The 19,346-nt window shown below is 61.0% G+C and carries 18 protein-coding genes; 3 read left to right on the plus strand and 15 right to left on the minus strand.

The window, feature by feature from the left end; all coding sequences use genetic code 11:
- Positions 1-25: 25 nt before the first annotated feature.
- The 9 genes from KP004_RS01765 to KP004_RS01805 all read right to left on the minus strand — a co-directional run bounded on the left by KP004_RS01765 (position 26) and on the right by KP004_RS01805 (position 7,647).
- Positions 26-1,024, minus strand: coding sequence for a hypothetical protein (locus tag KP004_RS01765; RefSeq protein WP_216800677.1), 999 nt, complete (start codon positions 1,022-1,024; stop codon positions 26-28).
- Positions 1,021-1,707, minus strand: a complete 687-nt coding sequence (locus KP004_RS01770; protein ID WP_216800678.1) for an ABC transporter ATP-binding protein — start codon at positions 1,705-1,707, stop codon at positions 1,021-1,023. The genes KP004_RS01765 and KP004_RS01770 overlap by 4 nt, the downstream gene beginning before the upstream one ends.
- An 11-nt stretch (positions 1,708-1,718) precedes the next feature.
- A complete protein-coding gene (locus tag KP004_RS01775; RefSeq protein WP_216800679.1) occupies positions 1,719-2,852 on the minus strand; it encodes an ABC transporter permease in 1,134 nt (377 codons plus the stop codon).
- The gene (locus KP004_RS01780) at positions 2,836-3,150 is read right to left on the minus strand and encodes a hypothetical protein (protein ID WP_216800680.1); all 315 of its coding nucleotides are present in this window, start codon (positions 3,148-3,150) and stop codon (positions 2,836-2,838) included. The genes KP004_RS01775 and KP004_RS01780 overlap by 17 nt, the downstream gene beginning before the upstream one ends.
- Positions 3,150-3,509, minus strand: coding sequence for a nitrous oxide reductase accessory protein NosL (locus KP004_RS01785; RefSeq protein ID WP_239026899.1), 360 nt, complete (start codon positions 3,507-3,509; stop codon positions 3,150-3,152). The genes KP004_RS01780 and KP004_RS01785 overlap by 1 nt, the downstream gene beginning before the upstream one ends.
- A 128-nt stretch (positions 3,510-3,637) precedes the next feature.
- The gene (locus KP004_RS01790; protein WP_216800682.1) at positions 3,638-4,147 is read right to left on the minus strand and encodes a nitrous oxide reductase accessory protein NosL; all 510 of its coding nucleotides are present in this window, start codon (positions 4,145-4,147) and stop codon (positions 3,638-3,640) included.
- Positions 4,148-4,217: 70 nt separating this feature from the next.
- Positions 4,218-4,739, minus strand: coding sequence for a TlpA family protein disulfide reductase (locus tag KP004_RS01795; protein WP_216800683.1), 522 nt, complete (start codon positions 4,737-4,739; stop codon positions 4,218-4,220).
- A gap of 867 nt (positions 4,740-5,606) precedes the next feature.
- Positions 5,607-6,635: a DUF354 domain-containing protein gene (locus tag KP004_RS01800; RefSeq protein ID WP_216800684.1), complete on the minus strand. Its 1,029-nt coding sequence runs from the start codon at positions 6,633-6,635 to the stop codon at positions 5,607-5,609.
- 34 nt (positions 6,636-6,669) lie between these two features.
- Positions 6,670-7,647, minus strand: a complete 978-nt coding sequence (locus tag KP004_RS01805; RefSeq protein ID WP_216800685.1) for a radical SAM protein — start codon at positions 7,645-7,647, stop codon at positions 6,670-6,672.
- Between the two features lie 221 nt (positions 7,648-7,868).
- Between KP004_RS01805 and KP004_RS01810 the strand changes: the two genes are divergently transcribed.
- Positions 7,869-8,738, plus strand: a complete 870-nt coding sequence (locus tag KP004_RS01810) for a DUF2459 domain-containing protein (RefSeq protein WP_216800686.1) — start codon at positions 7,869-7,871, stop codon at positions 8,736-8,738.
- A 120-nt stretch (positions 8,739-8,858) separates the two neighbouring features.
- Here the strand turns inward: KP004_RS01810 and KP004_RS01815 are convergent, their stop codons facing one another.
- Positions 8,859-9,479, minus strand: coding sequence for a class I SAM-dependent methyltransferase (locus KP004_RS01815; RefSeq protein ID WP_216800687.1), 621 nt, complete (start codon positions 9,477-9,479; stop codon positions 8,859-8,861).
- Positions 9,480-9,690: 211 nt separating this feature from the next.
- On the opposite strand from KP004_RS01815, the gene KP004_RS01820 reads away from it, so the two are divergent.
- Positions 9,691-12,699 (plus strand): response regulator, encoded by a 3,009-nt coding sequence (locus KP004_RS01820; RefSeq protein ID WP_216800688.1) that lies wholly within the window; start codon positions 9,691-9,693, stop codon positions 12,697-12,699.
- Between the two features lie 64 nt (positions 12,700-12,763).
- Here the strand turns inward: KP004_RS01820 and KP004_RS01825 are convergent, their stop codons facing one another.
- From KP004_RS01825 to KP004_RS01835, 3 genes are all read right to left on the minus strand, one after another.
- Positions 12,764-13,864: an HD domain-containing phosphohydrolase gene (locus tag KP004_RS01825; RefSeq protein ID WP_216800689.1), complete on the minus strand. Its 1,101-nt coding sequence runs from the start codon at positions 13,862-13,864 to the stop codon at positions 12,764-12,766.
- Positions 13,865-13,872: 8 nt separating this feature from the next.
- Complete coding sequence (locus tag KP004_RS01830; RefSeq protein ID WP_216800690.1) at positions 13,873-14,079, minus strand: Os1348 family NHLP clan protein; 207 nt, start codon at positions 14,077-14,079, stop codon at positions 13,873-13,875.
- 283 nt (positions 14,080-14,362) lie between these two features.
- A complete protein-coding gene (locus KP004_RS01835; RefSeq protein WP_216800691.1) occupies positions 14,363-15,718 on the minus strand; it encodes a sigma-54-dependent transcriptional regulator in 1,356 nt (451 codons plus the stop codon).
- A gap of 429 nt (positions 15,719-16,147) precedes the next feature.
- Between KP004_RS01835 and KP004_RS01840 the strand changes: the two genes are divergently transcribed.
- Positions 16,148-17,113: a hypothetical protein gene (locus tag KP004_RS01840; RefSeq protein WP_216800692.1), complete on the plus strand. Its 966-nt coding sequence runs from the start codon at positions 16,148-16,150 to the stop codon at positions 17,111-17,113.
- Between the two features lie 80 nt (positions 17,114-17,193).
- Here the strand turns inward: KP004_RS01840 and KP004_RS01845 are convergent, their stop codons facing one another.
- Together KP004_RS01845 and KP004_RS01850 are read right to left on the minus strand one after the other, a co-directional pair.
- Entirely contained in the window at positions 17,194-18,114 is a 921-nt protein-coding gene (locus KP004_RS01845) for an AEC family transporter (protein WP_216800693.1), read from the minus strand.
- An 83-nt stretch (positions 18,115-18,197) separates the two neighbouring features.
- The gene (locus KP004_RS01850; RefSeq protein ID WP_216800694.1) at positions 18,198-19,088 is read right to left on the minus strand and encodes a LysR family transcriptional regulator; all 891 of its coding nucleotides are present in this window, start codon (positions 19,086-19,088) and stop codon (positions 18,198-18,200) included.
- Between the last annotated feature and the right edge of the window lie 258 nt (positions 19,089-19,346).

A 19,346-nucleotide genomic window follows, 5' to 3' on the forward strand; every position in this document is an offset into this window, starting at 1 on the left:
TGATATATACCTGCTGGACTACGTGTCAACCACGCAAACTCAGGTTGGAGACTACTATTTGCCAGGTCACTGCGCCGGTGAAGATAACCAGGGCCGTCAGCGCAATTACCGCAAGTTTGCGCTGCAGGGGGGGCAGGATTTCACTAAGGGTGGTCCGCCCGCGGAAAGGATGCAAAGCGCCGACGCCAACCCCGGAGACCGCTGCTGCCAAGAGTAAGATATAAACCGGGTAACCGGCAAATCCGTACTCCTTCTGAAGCAGGCAAAACGGACAGTGGTGCGATGGCAGCTCGTAAAAGTAGAGAGAGATGACGGAGACGACAGCGACGAGGGTGACTACCAGGTTGGTCGCGCTCATGCCGGCAAAGAGGTATCCGCCCGTGTTCCTCAGGCAAAACCGTATCCCTGTCCCAAGGGTCATCGCGGTGCTGGTGTAGAACAGCGCCAGCATCGGGAGCGGAGGGGGCGAGGCAAGCCCGGCGGCAATGCCGGATGCATTGCTGTTGAAGAGGCTGCCGCAGCATGAGGTGATGATGTCGGGCTGAAGCCCTGCGAAAAAACCGGCCTGGGCAACTGTTTCAACAGTGACCATCGGCGCCAGCAGCAACAAAAGGAGGTACTTGGGCCTGATCAACGGGTAGTCGTACCCCTGCTCGTCGGCATGATTCAGTATCAGCCAGATTCCCGCCAGGAAAAATGACGCCAGTTTCAACAGGAGGGTCGGGTAGCCCAACCAATGGGCGGACAGGGTGCCGGCTGCACACATGGCCCCTGTGAAGAGGTGATACATGCTGTCGGCCGTGTGCAAATAGAGAAACAGGGACGCCAACTGGAAGGCCAGGAGGCAGCGGACCACGGTCGATATCAGGTAGGTACGGCGCTCCAAGACAAGCTGCAGTTCGCTGCCGCTGGTGATGTCCCAACGACGCAGGATGACGATGCCGTGCCCGCACGCATAGAGAGTCATGATGCTGATCAGCAGCGAGGAAACGAGCAGCGCCAGGATGAACGGGTCGAGGATCATGGCCTCCTTCCCCCGGCAACGATACGGCCGTCGCGCAGTTCCACCACCTGCTCCGCAAGGTCGGAGTCGTAAACGATGGGATCGTGGCTGGCAATGATGATTGTGGTCCCCTTGGACTTGAGCTCCCTCATGATAGCCATGAACTCAAGCGACATCTTGGTGTCCAGGTGCGCCGTCGGTTCGTCGGCGATGACAACCGCCGGGTTGTTGATGAGGGCGCGGGCGATCGCCACCCGCTGGGCTTCCCCCCCTGATAACCATTCGATCTTCGCCTCCGCCCGTTTTTCAATACCGAGCATGGCCAGTTTTTCCAGCGCTCTGCCGCGGAGCCTGGAGAACTTCTCTCCGGTCGGGTAGGCCGGGAGCATGACGTTTTCCAGGGCGGAGATTCCCTTGATCAGGTGGAACTGTTGGAAGATGAAGCCGAAGGTGGCGCGGCGGATGTCAGTCAGGAAACGCTCCGGCAGGCTGGTCATCTCCCGCTCGTTCAGGAATATTCGGCCGGAGCTTGGCCGGGCCATGCAGCCGATCAACCCCAGCAGGGTCGTTTTGCCGGAACCGCTTGGCCCCTTGAGAACGGTCGTTTCCTCCAGGCGCACATCCAGGGAGACGCCGTCTACCGCGGTGACCTCGTTGGGGCGACCGGCGTTGAACACCTTGCTGACGTTGCGTACCGAAATCACACGGGCCTCCTTCAGCGCATGACCCTGTCGGGGTCGATGGTTGCCGCCCTCCAGGATGGGACGATGGTGGTGACGGTGTAGGGAACCACGGTGAGGAAGAAAAGGGCGGCACCCTGCCGCAGATCGAGCACGGGCATTAGGCGGAAGGAAGGGTAGAGGGTGGACCACCCTTTGAGTACCGGTGCAAACAGGGCCGAGGACGTGAAGAATACGTGAATGTAGGCGAAGATGGTCCCTGCCAGGAAGGCCGTAAGAGATATGACGGCTCCCTCCCAAAATTTCATCAAGAGAATGTCGGACGTGTCCCAGCCGACTGCTTTGAGGATACCGATCTCCGTGCGCTCTTCGGCGGAAAGTCCGGTCGCCTTGTCCCAGGAAAGGATGAGAAAGGCCAGTGCCGCGCCGCTGTAGATGACGATCATCAGCCCCGAGCGCCAGCCAAAGACCGCGTCGTAGGTCCGTTGGATCTCGCTGCGCAGGATCGGACGGGCGTCGTGATGCATCCCGGTTATCTTTTCGACTACGGTCGCGTACTCCCGCGGATTGCGCACCTGCAGGACAAGATCGGTGGCCTGTCCTGCAGGGATGCCCGAGAAGTCACGGTAATCCCGCTCCGAAATAAGGACCACATCCGCAGTCAGCAGTTGCGACTCGCTCTCCAGAAGGGTACCGACCGTGTAGGCGCGCGGCACTCCATCGTGTCCCGCAAACGCTATGGTGTCCCCAATGTCGGCGCCCAGAACGCGTGCGACCCCGCTGCCGAGATCCACGTGGCCCGGCTGCGGAGGGGCCTGGGCAGGCACCATGAAGGTGTAGTTGGCACGCCGTGTCCGGTCATAGTGGTAGCCCCACAAGCGTGGTTGTACCGATGTGACTCCGTTGATCCTGCCTATCTCCTCGCACCAGGAAGCGGGGATGGTCTGGTAGCGCCCGGCCTGGGTGCGCTGGACGATTATCTCGGGAGACTCGTGAAGGACCAGCGTCGCTTCGCGCTTGATCGCCTCGGTGAAGAAGAGTACCGATGCGAGGACGAAAATGATCAGGGTGTAAACCAGCACGAGCCCGCCATTTTTCCCTTTGCGACGCAGGAGTGCGGCCAGGGTGAAATCGAGAATATGCCGGTGCCGTTCAATCATGTTTGCCATGTCGTGCCACCACGTGTGGAGGAGGTTGGATCACCGCGCCGGTGGGGAAGTGCTCCAGCGACATCGGCGCGTCCTGGAAGGGGGTCGCAAAATCCGTCATGCTCGGATGACGGGTGTAGCCGGCTTCGGTGCAAAGGCAAAGATCGGTCACTTGCAGCCGCTTTACCAGGGCAGCATTACGCGCCAGCGCTTGCTGCGACGCCCGCTCCTGGGCCCGGGTGTGTAAAATCATCCCGCCCAGGCCCAGCACCAGCCCGGCAGCAGTCCCCAGGAAAATTGTCGAGCGACGCGGCGCCATCAGTCGAGCCGGTCCAGCAGGACGGGTGTGACGCCGCGGAAGCGCAGTACCGAATTTCCCCGGTGATCCTTCCGGAAGTCACGCGCCTTGGACTCGCTGCGGAAGGGAATGAGTTCCCGCCCCATCGGGCCATAGACATCGCTGCCCGTTACGTAACAGGCAGAAAGACCGTCGACCTTGGTAAGGTCGTAGTAGTCGGTGACGAAGACGGCTGCGATGTCGGCCGTTTTCCGGCCGGGTGCGTAGCGGGACAGGTTGAGATAGTACTTGAACATGTCCTTGGCTCCATCGAAATGGACTGCTGCTCCATCCTTGAATTGGATTTCTGCGGCGAAGTCAGGGAATTTGGCAACGAACATGCCGCAGACGGGGCATTTGTCTTTTGGGCCGACCTTGCGGGGCATCCGGTCCCCGGCCCAGGCAAGCGCACCTCCCGCAATGATGACGGCGAGAAGCAAGGCCAGCTTTGACGTCAGAGTGCCAGCCATCACTGCCCGCCTTTGGGCATCTGCGACCTTCTCATCTTGCGCCTTTCACGGATCTGCTTCGTGTCGCGGTACATGTCCTCGTATGCCACCTTCATCGCCTCATCGAAAGTCACCGCTGTCCCGCCGTTTTCCTTGATGAACGCCGCTGCAGCGCCTTTCTCAGCAAAAGCCCACTTCGCGTTACCGGTCATGACGCCCGCCCTCTTGCCGCCGAGCACCCACACGGCCTTTTCCGCATCGATCAGGGTACGGGTCTGATAGTCGCCGACCGCTATCGTCTTTGGTGTCTTGTCGATCTTGGTGGCAAGCTCCAGCGCTGCACAGTGGAGACTGCAAGCGCCGAACGAGGTACCGTCGTCGTACTCGATCAGTACCCTGCTGTGGGCGAACTTTCCCCTATCCATGCCGCAATAGGTACATGCCGGATGATTCTCTATGTCGCCTCCCGCCGCAAAAACAGCAGCGACGAAATTCAGCAGCAGGATTGAAACGAAACACAGCTTTTTCATGACTGCCCTCCATGGGGTTATGTAGGTTGATGGAAGATGCCTGCGGCACGGACCGCCGGCAGTATCCGCATCAGCGCCGATTCACCTCGGCAGGACCGGCGTCGCCACTTTTCTTGCCGAACTGCCGGTCGACGAGTTTTCGCAGCGTATCAGCCTGGATCGCTCCCAAAATCTTTTCCCGGATGATCCCGTTCCGGTCCAGGATGAAGACTGTCGGGAAGCCCAATACCCGGTACTGCTTCAACAGGTTTGCCCCTTCGTCCGCCAGCATTGTAAAGGTTATGCCGTTTTTCCTGGCGTAAGCGGCTACGTCTTTTTGTGAACACAACTCGGCGATAGCCACCATCGCGAACTGGTCGTGGGAGTACCGTTGGTAAAGAGGCTCGAGTTGCTTGACGTTCTCGCCGCAGCAGGAATCCGTCCAGAAATAAACGACAACGACCTTGCCCTTGAGCCGGTGCAGATTCACCGGCTCGGCATTGATGTCAACGCCTGCAATTGCCGGCGCAAGTGCTCCGACTTTTGTGTCGACGTTACTCTCGCATCCGGTCAAAAATGCGAGGCACGCCGCCACTAAAATCATGATCCTCATCAGGGAGCCTCCTGTGGAATTATGACGTTGCCGCCGACAGCTGAATGAACTCCCGGCAGCACTCATGGGACGAACCGGCATACGCAGGTTGATCTTCGGCGCGTGCAGAGAATAGCGCACAGCGGCCCCGTGGCGCAGTTCTGCGCATTTTCGGCAGAGCAGCCGGGGGGACTGATGGCATCATCGAAATATCTAGCTTGGTCGGGATTATGCCTGTCGCGGAGGGGGCTCGGGTGGGTCCGTAAAACGCGAGTAGAGATGTGCGGGGTGGTTCCGATGGCGGGGCTCTGCCTGGAAAATGGCCCAAGGGCCGGTGAAGTAATAGGGGAGGAGATCGTTGCTAGAAAGGTCCGACAGGGTGACTGCATTGTCACCCCCGCAGGGACAGCCACAGGAAGCTATGAATGTTCTTTTGACGCTGGGTTTATTTTTGCAGCAGTCCGGGGTGGCGTCTTCTTGCGCCTGTTGCTGACGTTTCTGACTACAGCAGCAGGTCTGTGACGCCCTGCTCTCCGGCGAGCATCCGCAGATGGAACAGTCGCCTGAGCACTCATTGGTAATGGCATGCACCACTTTGTTTGAAGCCATGGCGACATTCGCAAGCGGGCCGCAGGCTATTACCAGATAGATCACTGACAGGACGGCAGCTATCAGGCGGCGCACAGGACGCTTTTTGCTATGTCTCATGACCTTCGCCATGTAGTCACGTTCTCTCATTTCGGCACATCAAGGCTACCGAGTACGGCACAGGAAATGGTCCCGCAGGCAGATTCTTCAGGCGACCTACTATACATTCAAAACATTGAACGTCAAATATTTTTACTAAGATGTTCTCATCGTGGTTGAGTGTTATGCTGTGTCGGCAGGTCACGACCCGTTCGTGCAGATGATGTCGGTGAATCGTTCCACCAGGGCGGGGTTGCCGTGCAGGGGACGTCTGTTCCTGCACTTTTGTACGGCAATGTTTGGGAAGTCGTGCGGCGAACGGATCTGCTTGAGCTGCCCGGACTCGATGAGGACCTTGTCGACGCCTGCCATCCGTCCCTTGAAAGTCGTATATGCCGGAATTCCCAGGGCCACAGCCTCCCTGTTCATGGAACCACCGGCGCTTATGACGAGGTCGGAATGGTAGACCAGTTGATGGCCGTCCATGAAGAAGGGGAGGGGCACCAGGTTCTCCAGGCGCAGCGCCTTCGCTTTCTCCAGTTGCGTACCGTTTCTGGGGAGGTAAAGGATTTTCACCTTCGGCCGGCCCGCAACGAAAGATAGCACCTGGTAAAAAAGCTCGTTGTCGAACCGGTGGTAGCAACTGTTGTCAGGGGGGGGGCGCACGGTAACCAGGACCTGGGAACTGTTGATGCCGAGTAACGCGAGCTGTTTTTCGGTTCCAGCGTCGGGGATGAACGAACTGACCGCTATGTCCTCTTTCAGACCTTCGAAACGGTGCAGTATTTCCCCCTGACCGGACTGTTTCGACAACATGGCGGCATCGTAACCGGCAGGGAGGACGACGTCATCTGCCAGGCAGAAGGCGAGGTCAGTCAAAGGGTGATACTCGTAGTCCATGAAGGTGACAAAACGAATTCCGAGAAACTTTGCGGCCAGCCCCTGGGAGTACGAGTTGAAGCTTACGGCAACGTCCGGGCGGTGTTTCCGGGCAAGGCGGGCGAGTTGGAACGTCCTGAGCCAGGTACACTTGAACTTGTCCAGCAGCCGTCCATCCCCGTTTCGCCCCACTACCTCGAATTGAAACCTACAGTGCCGCGCGATTGCGACCGTTTCACTGAAGTCCCGTGAGGTGATGAGGACTTTCTGCCCACGTCTTTTCAGGCTCTCGATGATGGGACGGAAAAAGTACGGGTCGGGCGCAGCGCTCAGATCTATCCAGATCTTCAAGGTGCGGCTCCTTTGACAACAGAATTACCTCCCGCTATCTCAAAAAAAACGGTGCCTCATTCGTGGAGGGACACCGCATGCATATGGAGGTGTCGAAGGAACCATCGGTCCCCTTGAAATAGGCACGTATCGCCGTCATGCGCGGCTTGTTCCACAGTGTTGCGAAATCCTCGCGGAAAAGGTTCCCAACCGCGGGCATGCCGCTGTCCTCACCGAAGTCGCAGGGGAACAACCTGCCGTCGCTGCTGATATGGGCGATGCTCCAGACGTCCAGGCATCCGCGTCTCAGGTGGTCCCGCTCGCTCAGGGTCTTGCTCCGGTCCGCGAGGTATTCTTCCAACCCGTAAATGGACGACGGCAATGCCCTGAAGTCGTCGGCTCCCACCCGGGCGGCGTACTCTTTCACATCGGACTTTTCATGGGCATTGAACCCGAAGTCGAGGAACTGGACCTCGACCCTGGTCTTGCTGCCGGTCTGTTTTCTAAGCCGCAGGAGCCGCTCGAGGTTCGCCTTGAGCATGGCGATGTCCCCGCCGATCCGGTAACGTGCGTAGGTCTCCTGCGTCATGCCGTCCATGGATACCGTCATGCGGTCGAGTCCCGAGGTCATCAGGTCCAGCAGGTACTTATCGGAGAGGGGCATGCTGAGATTGGTGCTGATGCTGGTCGAGATGTTGCGGCTTGCCGTGTATCGGATGATCTGAGGCAGTTCGGGATGCAGCAGCGGCTCCCCTTCGTCGTACAGCACGACAAGCAACAGATGCGCGGCGATCTTGTCCAGTATCTCCCGGTACTGAGTAAGCGTCATCATCCCGGTGGCGGACGCGGTGGTACTCTTGGCAATCCTTTGACAGGCCGGGCACTTCAGGTTGCAAAGAGGGTAGGTGTTGATGCGTGCGATGATCGGAGAGGATTTGAGGTGTGTCTTGCGTGCCTTCAGTTCGGTACATAGCAGGATGCAGTTCAAAAGCCTGCGGCCGGTCATTCTCTTGATGATGGATTTGTGCCGCATGTATTTGAAAAGGTAGCTCACGTGGCTCCGTCCTCTTCAACTGTGCCTTCAGGCGAAATACGTAGAAGGTGTATTGGTCTTCTTTAACGCTGCACATGCTAGCAGCTGAGACCCGGGTGTCAATGACGCGCCTGCGTTGACTGCCGAAGCGGCCTTGGTAAGATCTCGATGGCCGGCAGCAAGGTTTTGAATTTTCGGCCTTTCGGCGGCGGGAGGTTCACATGGAAAAGCGACCGGGCAGGGAACCTTTTTTTGCCGGGTGTGCGCGAGCGCTGCCGCGACCATGGCTGCCTGCGCTGCTGGTGGTTTTGCTCTGGGCGGTGCTCGGCTGTACCGCGGGGACAAAGTGGCATTACCTGCCGGCGACGAGGGGGGAAGAGCGATCCATCTACGTCATAGCGCACGGCTGGCACGCGGGGATCGCCTTGCCTGCCGAAGAGCTGGGGGAGGAACTGGGCTTCGTCAAGGAGTACCTGCGCCCGGGGCGCTACTACGAGTTCGGCTGGGGGGAGGCCGAGTTCTATCAGGCGGACAAGGTGACGGCGTCCATCTTCCTGAAGGCGGTCTTCGGGAGAAACCCGAGTGTGATGCACGTCTTCTCCATGCCCGTTGCCCCGACTGAACAGTTTCCCGGTGCCGACCTGGTCGAGCTCACCTTGTCGAAAACCGGCTTGAAGCATTTAAAGGATAACCTGCGCGCCAGCTTCAAGCTCGACCCGGCGCAGCGCCCTTATCCGTTGAAGGGGGGACCGCGCGCCGAATACCGGTTCTTCAAGGCCGAGGGGGACTACCTCATCACCCATACCTGCAACACCTGGACTGCCAAGATGCTGGCAAGCGGCGGCGTGCCTATGGACACCGTTTTCACCCTGCGTTCGGCGGGGGTGATGCGGCAGGTAAAAGACGCCCGCACGGAGTACCTGAGGCTGCGCCCGCCAGGCGCGGAAACGGACAAGCAACGGCGGTCTCTTCCAGACTCGTTGCAGCGTTCCCCTTTCGCAAGGGTAAGGAGGGGGCCGGCTCCGCCAGTATACACCCGGACGCCCATGCGCCGATGCACGACCGGGCCTTTGTCATCGGGCAGAACCTGAAGAGCCTCGCCGAGGTTACGACGGCACCATCACCCTCGAAGTCTTGACGCCGGACCCCGCTTTCCTGAAGTACAGCGCCGACAGACTGCGCGTCATGTGGGACGAGGCGCAGCCGTGAACTCACCCCTTTTCCGCGCAGCCTCGATAGGTGTATCCCGCCACCTTGGGCACCCCCGCCGCGTACCCGGCAGCGAGCTCGGTAACCCTGAACCCTGACGACCCGATCAGCCGCGGGATGGGACGGTCGAGGTGACACCCTCCAGCCAGATGCTTCCACCACGGCGTGATCCGCTCCTGCCATCGCAGCACCCCCTCATCGGGGGCCGACCCGTGCTCGCAAAAAAGCAGCCTTCCTTGCGGTGCAAGCACGCGCCGCATCTCCTCCAAGGCACCCTGCCAGTCGGCTATGCTGCACAGGGTGAAGGTCAGCAGCACGGTGTCGACGCACCCGTCTTCCAGGGGGATGGTCGCGGCGGGGAGATCGAGCCACTGCACCTGCATCCCGCTGCGCCGCACGTTTTTTTCCGCCGCCTTGCGCATCCCCGGTGACGGTTCCAATCCCCAGATGCAGCTCACCTTGTCCCGGTCGTAAAAGGGAAGGTTCAATGCCGTCCCCATCCCCACCTCGAGCACGCGCCCGCGAGCCAGCGGCACGATCAACTCCCGTTGCCGGGCGAGAGCCTTCAGCCCGCAGACGCAGTTGGTGAGATGGGGGAGACAAAGCTCGTGGTAGAGGTTCATGATACTACCTCGCTCCGGAACGCATGGCCGCAGTCTGCGGCGTGGACAGAAGAAGGACTGCATCGCACTGGGTTAAGCGGGGACGGACATGACATCTGGCACTCTCTCCTTCGGATTGTCACATTCTTGGCAGCTTTAATTTCTGCTAAGATACATAAAGCCTTCGCCCGTCGTTTGTCAATGTCCTGTTGCCGTAGCCAAGAGAGGTAAGATGTTTCGGCCGTCCTCGCTGTCCATCCGTTTTTTGCTGCTGCTCATCGTCTTCGTCGTCGCCCTGCCGGCCGCCGGCGTCATCCTGTACACGGGCATCGAGTTCCGAAACGCGATGCTGGCGGAGGCGAGGCGCGAGACCGAGCAGTTGAGCGAGCGGATCGCCACCGAGCAGCACAACCTGGTGGTGGCCGCCGAGCAGCTGGTGACCTCGCTGGCACAGCTCCCAGAGGTGAGGGCGCGGGACAAGGCGAGGGTCGAGCCGATCCTCAAAGACCTGCTCAAGCTCAACCCGATGTACGGCAACATCACCATCTCCGACGCGCGGGGGAAGATGTGGGCGTCGGCGATGCCCATGAGCCAGTCACTCGACGTCAGCAAGCGGCGCTTCTTCGAAAACGCCGTTCGCAGCGGCAGGCTGTCCTCGGGAGAGTACATCCTGAGCCGCATCATCACCAAGCCCGTCTTCAACCTGGGGTACCCCCTAAAAGACGACAAGGGGAACATCGCGGGGGTCATCGGCGTCAGCATCAACGTCGGCAACTACCGGCAACTGCTGCAGCAGATGAAGCTCCCCGCCGGCGCAAGTTTCGTGATCATGGACCACCGCGGGATCATCCTGGCCCGGGGGATCGAACAGGAGCGCTACGTCGGCAAGCCCTATCCCGACGACGCTTTCCGCAAGATCCGGCAAGGAGCCGAGACCGGCACCGAGGTCCGCAACGGGCTCCAGGGGGACCAAAGGATCATCTCCTACCGCAAACTGTGGCTCCCCGGGGAAGCCACTCCCTACCTGTACGTCACCGCCGGCATTCCCATCGACGTCGCCACCCGTCAACCCAACCGCGCGCTCGCCCACAGCATCCTGTTGCTGTCGTCGGTTCTGTTTCTGGCCTGCGGCTGCGCGATCCTGATCGGGAAACGCTGCATCGGAGACCGCATCAGGCTTCTGGAGGATGCGTCGGAGAGGGTGGCCGGCGGAGATTCGGCGGTGAAGATATCGTCTCTGGTGGTGGGGGGGGAGCTGGGAAGCCTGGCGTGCACCTTCGACGCGATGGCGGAGCAGCTGCGCGCCAGGGGGGACGCCCTTGCCCGCAGCGAGGCGTTCCTGAACACCATCATCCAGACCGAACCCGAATGCGTCAAGCTCCTCGACTGCGAGGGGCGCCTGCAGATGATGAACCGGGCCGGGCTCAACATGATCGACGCCGATAGCCTGGACCAGGTGCTGGGGGAGAGCGTCTATCCCCTGGTGACACCGGAGTACCGCGGCGCCTTCATCGAACTGGCCCGGAACGTCTTCCGCGGCATTACCGGCAACCTGGTCTTCGAGGCGATCGGCCTGAAGGGGCGGCGGGTCTGGCTCGACACCCACGCCGTTCCCTTTCGCAACGACCACGGGGAAATCGTCTCCCTGCTGGGGATCACCAGGGACATCACCGGGCACAGAAAGAGCGAAGAGGAGCGGCGCGAGAACCTGCTGCTGTTCGAGTCGCTGATGCGCTACTCCCCGATGGGGATCCGCATCTTCGACGGCGAGTCGGGGCAGTGCATCCTTTTGAACCAGGCGACGGCTGATATCGCAGGCGGGCAGGTGGAGACGATGCAGGGACAGAATTTCCGCACCCTGCGCTCGTGGCGGGAAAGCGGCCTTCTGGAGGTGGCCGAGCAGGTGCTCGACGACGGCGTGGCCCGGGTGCGCGACGTGGACCTGCGCACCAGTTTCGGCAAAGAGGTCGCCATGTCCTACAGCCTTTCCCGACTGCTGATGAAGGACAAGAAGCACCTGTTGGTGGTCGGCCGCGACGTCACCGATGAGAGGCGCCTGGCGCAGGAGAAAAAGGAGATGGAAGCCCAGATCCTGCACGTCCAGAAGCTGGAGAGCCTGGGAGTGCTGGCGGGGGGGATCGCGCACGACTTCAACAACATCCTGATGGCGATCATGGGCAACGCCGAGCTGGCGCTGCTTAGGCTGCCGCAGGAGTCGCCGGTCCGCACCAACCTGCAGAACATAGAGAAGTCCTCGCAGCGCGCCGCGGACCTTGCCCAGCAGATGCTTGCCTACTCCGGCAAGGGGAGCTTCGTCATCGAGGTGATGGACGTCAACGCCATCATCAAGGAAATGAGCCACATGCTGGAGGTCTCCATCTCCAAGAAGGCCGAGATGCGCCTGGAGCTCGCCGGCGGTCTTCCCCTGCTGAAGGTGGACGCGACGCAGATCCGCCAGGTCATCATGAATCTCGTCATCAACGCCTCGGAGGCGATCGGCGACCGCAACGGCGTGATCGTGGTGCGGACCGGGACCACGGAGCTGGACGGGAGGGCGCTGGCCCGGCTGTGGCTCACCGACCGGCTCCAGGAGGGACTCTACGTCTACTTCGAGGTGGCCGACGACGGCTGCGGCATGGACCAGGATACCCTGGGCAAGATATTCGATCCCTTCTTCACCACCAAGTTCACCGGGCGGGGGCTGGGCATGGCCGCCGTTTTGGGGATCGTGCGCGGTCACAGGGGGACCATCGAGGTGCACAGTGAACCGGGGTTGGGTTCCTTGTTCAGGGTGTACCTCCCCGCGTGCGAAGGGGAACATCGGCAGCCTGCGCGGCAGCCGCAGAGCGTGGTCGCGGCATGCGGCTCCGGGACGGTGCTGCTGGTCGACGACGAGGAAGCGATCCGCAGCCTGGCGAGCGAGATGCTTCAGAGCCTCGGCTACAGCGTGTTGACCGCCGAGGACGGTTCTGCCGCCGTGGAAACATTCCGACTGCACCGGGACGAGGTGGACTGCGTGATCCTGGACCTCACCATGCCGCACATGGACGGCGAGCAGGCCCTGCAGCAGTTGCGGTCCTTGGACCCCCAGGTGCAGGTGATCCTCTCCAGCGGCTACAGCGAGCAGGAGATCACCGAGAGGTTCGTCGGCAGGGGGCTGGCCGGTTTCATCCAGAAGCCCTATCGTCTCGCTGATCTGGGGCAGAAACTGCAGCGGATCAGCACCAGGGAGCGGCGGTAACGCGCCCGGCTCCGCCCCCTAGGGGACGGACAACGGTATCCGGTCAGGGGCGGCCGCACGGCGGCTAGCGGATCATCTCGGTGATGCCGGCGTTGGGGAGGGTGTCGGTGTGGATGCCCTGTTGGAGGGTGTGGAACTCGTCGACATGCCTGAAGAACAGTTCGAGTAGTTGCGGGTCGAAGGCCTTGCCGCTTTCGTCCATCATGATGCTGCTGGTCTCCTCAGGGGTGAAGGCCCGCTTGTAGACCCTCTCGGTCAGCAGCGCATCGAAGACGTCCACTATGGACACCACCCTCGCGAAGATGTGTATCTCGTCACCTTTGAGACCGTAAGGGTAGCCGGTCCCGTCCCATTTTTCGTGGTGCTGCAGTGCGATGATCCTTCCCGCCTCGATGACCGGGTAGTCCCTGGCACCGGACATGATCTTGCCGCCGATGACCGTGTGCTCCTTCATGGTCCCGAACTCTTCGGGCGTGAGCTTGCCGGGCTTGAGCAGTATCGAGTCCGGGATGCCGATCTTCCCCACGTCGTGCAGCAGCGAGGCGAAATACAGGATCTCGCACTGCTCCTCGGGGATGCGGGCCAACTGGCCCAGGCGCTTGGAAAGCTGGCTGATGCACTTGAGGTGCGATCCGGTCTCCTGGTCCCTGAACTCCGCCGCCCGACCCAGGCGCAGCGAGATCTCGTATTCGGTCTGCAGGGATTTCGCCAGAGCCTGCTGCAGGGCGGCCGTTCGTTTGGCCACTTCCATTTCCAGGATGGCGTTGGTGTTGCGGGCAAAGTCGGCGAGCCTTTTGTTGCGGATCTGGTTCATGACCCGGTGGCGCAGTTCGCATAGGTTGAACGGCTTGGCCAAAAAATCGTTGGCGCCCAGTTCCAAAACGGTTGCCACGTCCTTGCCGTCCGACGTGACCACGACCACCGGTATATCATGCCAGTGCACATTCTGTTTGATCCGGCGCAGCACCTCGTAACCGTCCAGCACCGGCATGTTCAGGTCCATGACGACCAGGTCCACCCGGGGGTGGGCCGAGATGGCATCGATGACCTCCTGCCCGTTGCCGGCCTTGATCAGCGTGCACTCGAAGTTCTGCAGCATCTTCTCGAGCATGTCGAGGTTGAGGGGATCGTCATCCGCCAGGACCACCTGCACGTTTTCGAACATCTCCGCTCCTAACTTCTCAGAATGCTGTCGTCGACAGAGTCGGCCAGGGCAGCCAGCAGGTCGAGATCGACACGTTGCAGCGCAGCTATTTCCGCCTGGGACATGGTGAGCCCCGCCTGCAGGGCCGCGTGCTCGAACGAGGCCGCCGCCACCCGGCGGAAGTTGCCGTCGGTGACAAGGCGCCCCAGAAATTTTTCCACCGATTCTTGTGACATCCTCTCCTCCATTGACTCTCTGCAGCGATGTTCCCAGCCGCGATGGTTCGATCGTCGGCTAAAACATCTACACATAGAGTGCCAAAGGCGCAGAAGCGGATTTTCCGGTGGCTTGCCGGGCTTTGGCCGGGACGCAGTGGCCGTTTAGGGGACACAGTGGGTGCAATCGGGACATTCGGGCGGACCTGCTGTCAGGCGGAACTGCGGGGGGGCTATGGCGGCGAACGCCACAGCGCGGCCGGGCGAGCGGCCGCCCCCCGCGGGATACCGGCACGGTGCGACCTTAGCTGTAGAACATCTTGCGATTCACCTTGAGTAGCTCCGCCGCCCGCGACTTGTTGCCTGCGCAACGCTCCAGGGTCAGCGCCAGCACCCGGTCCGTCACGGCGCGCAGAGACAGCTCCTCCGGGGGGAACTGCAGGTGGTATTCCACCGTCCCCTCCTGTTCGGGGCGGCCCGGGGCATCGCTGCAGGCAAGCCGCAGGTGCTCCGGCCGTATCAGTTCGTTGGAGACCAGGATGGTAGCGTACTCCAGCACGTTTCTGAGCTCCCGGATGTTGCCCGGCCACGAGTACTCCATCATCACCCCCAAGGCCTTCCTGGACACGCCGGGGAGCGCCTTGCCCTGGTGCTGCCTGAAGAGATTGATGAAAAAGTCGACCAGCAGCGGGATGTCTTCCCTGCGCTCGCGCAGGGGGGGGATCTTGAGCGGCACCACGTTGATCCTGTGGTAGAGATCCTCGCGGAACTCCCCCTTGCGCACCATTTCGGCCAGGTCGCGGTGCGTGGCTGCGATGATCCGGAAGTCGGCAGGGAGGACCTTGTTGGAGCCGATCTTCTCGAAGCTGCGCTCCTCGAGGACGCGCAGCAGCTTGGCCTGCAGACTGGGCGGCATGTCCCCGATCTCGTCGAGGAGCACCGTCCCACCCTGCGCCAGGGAGAACTTTCCCTCCCGGTCCCGGTCCGCGCCGGTGAAGGCGCCCCGGACATGGCCGAACAGCTCGCTCTCCAGCAGCGCCTCGGGGATGGCCGCGCAGTTCACCGCCACGAAGGTCACCGGCAACCCGCCCGAGGTGCTGTGGATCGCCTTGGCGAGCACCTCCTTGCCGGTGCCGCTCTCTCCGGTCAGGCAGATGGTGGTGCGCGGGGAGGCGGCCGCCTTCGCCGCCACTTCCAGCACCCTCCTGAAGGCGGGCGATTGGGTCACGATGTTGTGGAAACTGAACTTCTCCTGGAAATGCTCAAGCAGCTGGGCGTTCTGCCCCGACACGCGTCCGAATTCCAGCGCCCGTCGCACCGCGAGCTGGAACGTCTCCCGGTTGCACGGCTTTTCCAGGTAGTCGAAGGCTCCCTCCTTCATCGCCGCCACTGCGGATTCGATGCTGCCGGCGGCGGTGAGCATGATGAAGGGGAGGGAGGGAAAGCGCTCCCTGGCGGCGTGCATGAAGGCGATGCCGTCCATCTCCGGCATGACCAGGTCGGTAATGACCAGCCCCACTCTTTCCCTTTCCAGCAGGGTCAGTCCGTTTGCTGCGCTCTCGGCTGTGAAGCAGCCGATGTCCTGGTTCTCTAGCTGCTTCTTGATGATGCCGAGTGAGATCGGATCATCGTCGACTAGTAACACCTGTGGTTCTGTCATAGTAACCGCCGAAGTAGCTGTCTCGTTCACACCGGATCAGTCACGGCACGACCCGCTGCAGTCTAGGATGTATTTTCATCCATGTACCGTATCGGATGATTCATGGTTCATCTTGAGTGGTGTTTGGTAGCGGATAAAAGCGGGGCTGAGCAGATGCTGTCGTTGCTGCGTTCATTGCTGCGGTGATGGATCGGTCGGAACGGGTGATGGGGGAGGGCGCCTGCTTTGAGTCCAGGAAGGATAGTGCAGTTTTTAATTATATGTTTGCTTTAAAAAATCTTTTTGTATATAAAACGAAACTCACACAGTTGGAAACTCATCTGAAGCGATTGCGGGATTCATTGAACGGAGCCATGCAGCCGGCGGCTGATCTTTGTAAGCGTTTCAGATCTGTTATTACATGAAATGTTGATGAGGAGGGAGTGTAGCATGTTTAAAAACGTAAGCAAAATGTCGGTGGTACTGTCGTGCCTGCTTTCCCTGGGATGTGCGAACCATGTCAGGACGAGCACGCTGACAGAGAGCCAGGTCGTCCGGGACCTGAAAAATCACACGGTGGACATCGACTCCAGCGCGGGAGCCTTGGTCAGCTCGCCGCAGATAAGCGTGGCGGTCCAGGACTCCAAGGCGTTCAGGGTGAAGTCGTACGAACTGAAGACGGACTACGATTTCTCCACGCCGTACCAGGGGTTGCGCGAGCTCTACGAGGTGCCGATGGGGATTGCGCTGCTGCCTGTCGGTGTAACGGTGAACGTGCTGGATTTCGCCCTGCTCGGCCTGATCCCGAACAGCATCACCGACTCCATCCTCGACACGAGCTTTGCCGGGCTGAACCCCTTCATGAACATCGAGTCCGACAGCCGCGTCGAGCGTACCGAGCTCAAGTCGGAGAAAAAGCTGCTTGATGAGAAAGACGAGTTCATCAGGATGCCGCTGGCCAACAAGGAGATCACCGTCAGCTCCGGAGACGGTGCCAACATCGCCGTGAAGCTCGATGACAACGGCAAGGCGGAAATCAGCCTGGTGCGCCTGAGTGCCGTAAGCGAAGACATCGAGAAGATCATCATCACGGCGAAGTCCGACGACGTCGTCGCGAAGAAAGACATCGACGTCTCCCGGATGCTGAGAAGCCAGCTGCAGCAGGCAAGCGCCATCACCAAGAAGTATGCGAACCTGGTCAAGAAGGATCTCAAGGGTGACGACCTGAAGCAGATCGACATCACCGTGTTCGCCACCGATCTGATGAAGCTCAACAAGCTCGGTTTCGAGGGGGAGTCGCTGCGCATCGAGAGGAGCGCCATGTCGGTGATGTCCGACGACCAGAAGAACCTGCTCAAGAAGGAGATCGACAAACTCCTGAAATCGGACCTGGCCAAGGCACCGACGGCCGGCTAACGGCGAAGCCCCCCTTCCGGGGGACCAGTGATGAGAACGGGCGCTTCCGATACGGGGCGCCCGTTTTCTTTTGGGCGGGATCACAGCAACATCCAGACCGTGACCGGGAGCGTGACGAAGGAGAGGCAGGTCTGGGCGGTGATGATGGAGGCCATGCTGTCATGGTCGCCCCCCATCTGCCGGGAGAGGATGTAGGCTGTCGGCGCGGTGGGGACGCTGAAAAGAAGCAGCACCACCCCCGCCGCCGCGCCGGTAAGCCCGGTTGCCGCGGCGAGGGACCAGGCGAGCACCGGTTTGCACAGAAACTGGATGCAGCAACTCACCACGGTAGGTTGCCAGTGCAGGGCCAGGTTGCCGGCCCGGTAGGCCGCCCCCACCGCCATGAGCCCCACCGGGAAGGCCGCTTTCCCTGCCAGCGCGAGGGTGCCGTCTATGGCGGCGGGAAGTTGCCACCCCGATGCGTTGATGGCGATTCCCAGGACGCAGCCGATGATGAGCGGGTTGCGCACGAGGTCGGCCGCCAGGCGCCTGAGATCGAGCCCGCCGCCGCTGCCGACGGTCAGCGAGAAGGCGGAGACGCAGAGCACGTTGATGAGGACGATCATGAACCCGGCGCCGAGGGCCGCCAGGAACAGTCCGTCCTTGCCGAACAGGCTCTCGGCGAGGGCGAGCGCCACGAAGGTGTTGAAGCGGACGCCACCCTGGAACAGCGAGGTGAAGACGCCGCCTCCCATGCGCCGGTTGGCGGCGCCCCACAGGATGACCAGGAGTGCACTGGCGGCGACCACCCCTTCGACGGTAAGGAGGATGCCGAACCAGGGGAGCGAACCGATCTTCTTGCCGGCCAGACTGTGGATGAGGGCTGCCGGCATCAGCAGGAAGTAGGTGAGCCGCTCGGCAGAGGGCCAGAAGGTTGGGGAAAGGAATTCGCTGCGCCTGATCAGGAAGCCGACCAGGATCAGGGACAGCACGGGGGTGAGGGCGTTTACTATGGTGATCAAGCTACTCTCCTTCCTGTCTCGCAGTGGAATCAGAGTAGCACGGCCATCACTTTGCGAAAAAGTTCATAATTCTTGCCTGACGTTCAAGTTTTTCTCAAGTATCCGCACTCGCGACTGAGCTCGTCCAGCACCAGTTGGGTCAGCGCGAGCCGCGGATGGTGGCGTTTCTGGTACATCCCTATCTTCCGGACCAACTGGGGCGTGCCGAACGGGGTAAGTGCGAAATGCCTTTGTGCATCCTTGAGCCGGCGCCGGTTCAGCGGCATGACGGCGATCCCGAGCCCCTCTTCCACCAGGCTCAGCGCCGCCTCCAGCGAATCGAACTCCATCACCTCGCGCGGGCGGATCCCCTGCGTCAGCAACTGTCCGTCCACCAACGCACCCGCCCATGCCGTCTTGTCGAAGCGCACGAAGGGATAGGCCGCGAAGAGTTCGGCCACCGTGGCAGGCCCGGTCCCTTTGGGGGCGACCACGAAGAAGGGCTCCTCGTCGTAGACCCGCCACTGGTACCGGGCAGGGATGGAAAACGGGGGCTCGGTGGTGAGGGCCGCGTCGAGGTCTCCCTGCTCGACCTGCCGCACCAGTTCCGCCGAAAGGCTCGAGACGAGCCTCACCTGCATCTGCTGGTGCTCCTGGCGCAGCCGACCCAGCACGGGGGGAAGCGGCCCGGTGATCACCGTCGGGACTGCGCCGAGGGTAAGCACGCCCCTGATGGCGCCCGATGGGGAGAGTTCGGTCCTGATGCCGTCGTAGAGGTCGATGATCTCCCGGGCCCGTTCCACGACCAGCTTCCCGTTCAGGTTCAGCCTGGTGCCCCGGCCGGTGCGCTCGAAGAGGGGAACGCCCAGTTCTTCTTCCAGGTTTTTCATCTGCAGGCTGATGGCGGATTGGGTCAGACAGAGTTGTTCCGCCGCCGCGGCGAAACTTCCTTTGCTGGCGATGGCGGTGAGGATGCGTAGGCTGCGCAGGGACATCTGGGACTCCGAAGCTATGCAGCGATTGAATTTGACACAGAAAGCTCCGACTACGGAGCTGTGGCCATTTCCGTAGTTATGGCGCGGTGTCATGGCGAGGCGCTAGGACCAGTTCGGTATTCTATATGGTGTATTGTTGATGCGCAATATGTTGGTACGCTCGAGTGCACCCCTTCCTCTATAGGGTGTGATAAAAAAGGCCGAACTGAGCGACAGGTGGAGGCTTGATACATTTACATTGATAGTCGTTAACCACGC

Origin of the sequence: Geomonas oryzisoli, assembly GCF_018986915.1 — a bacterium.
Lineage (GTDB): Bacteria > Desulfobacterota > Desulfuromonadia > Geobacterales > Geobacteraceae > Geomonas > Geomonas oryzisoli.

What these genes read in the sequence shown, in the direction of transcription:
- KP004_RS01765 (WP_216800677.1), bottom strand. Translation starts at nt 1,024, where the DNA reads ATGATCCTCGACCCGTTCATCCTGGCGCTGCTCGTTTCCTCGCTGCTG.
- KP004_RS01775 (WP_216800679.1), bottom strand. Translation starts at nt 2,852, where the DNA reads ATGGCAAACATGATTGAACGGCACCGGCATATTCTCGATTTCACCCTG.
- KP004_RS01780 (WP_216800680.1), bottom strand. Translation starts at nt 3,150, where the DNA reads ATGGCGCCGCGTCGCTCGACAATTTTCCTGGGGACTGCTGCCGGGCTG.
- KP004_RS01785 (WP_239026899.1), bottom strand. Translation starts at nt 3,509, where the DNA reads ATGTTCGTTGCCAAATTCCCTGACTTCGCCGCAGAAATCCAATTCAAG.
- KP004_RS01790 (WP_216800682.1), bottom strand. Translation starts at nt 4,147, where the DNA reads ATGAAAAAGCTGTGTTTCGTTTCAATCCTGCTGCTGAATTTCGTCGCT.
- KP004_RS01795 (WP_216800683.1), bottom strand. Translation starts at nt 4,739, where the DNA reads ATGAGGATCATGATTTTAGTGGCGGCGTGCCTCGCATTTTTGACCGGA.
- KP004_RS01805 (WP_216800685.1), bottom strand. Translation starts at nt 7,647, where the DNA reads ATGCGGCACAAATCCATCATCAAGAGAATGACCGGCCGCAGGCTTTTG.
- KP004_RS01810 (WP_216800686.1), top strand. Translation starts at nt 7,869, where the DNA reads ATGGAAAAGCGACCGGGCAGGGAACCTTTTTTTGCCGGGTGTGCGCGA.
- KP004_RS01815 (WP_216800687.1), bottom strand. Translation starts at nt 9,479, where the DNA reads ATGAACCTCTACCACGAGCTTTGTCTCCCCCATCTCACCAACTGCGTC.
- KP004_RS01820 (WP_216800688.1), top strand. Translation starts at nt 9,691, where the DNA reads ATGTTTCGGCCGTCCTCGCTGTCCATCCGTTTTTTGCTGCTGCTCATC.
- KP004_RS01825 (WP_216800689.1), bottom strand. Translation starts at nt 13,864, where the DNA reads ATGTTCGAAAACGTGCAGGTGGTCCTGGCGGATGACGATCCCCTCAAC.
- KP004_RS01830 (WP_216800690.1), bottom strand. Translation starts at nt 14,079, where the DNA reads ATGTCACAAGAATCGGTGGAAAAATTTCTGGGGCGCCTTGTCACCGAC.
- KP004_RS01835 (WP_216800691.1), bottom strand. Translation starts at nt 15,718, where the DNA reads ATGACAGAACCACAGGTGTTACTAGTCGACGATGATCCGATCTCACTC.
- KP004_RS01840 (WP_216800692.1), top strand. Translation starts at nt 16,148, where the DNA reads ATGTTTAAAAACGTAAGCAAAATGTCGGTGGTACTGTCGTGCCTGCTT.
- KP004_RS01850 (WP_216800694.1), bottom strand. Translation starts at nt 19,088, where the DNA reads ATGTCCCTGCGCAGCCTACGCATCCTCACCGCCATCGCCAGCAAAGGA.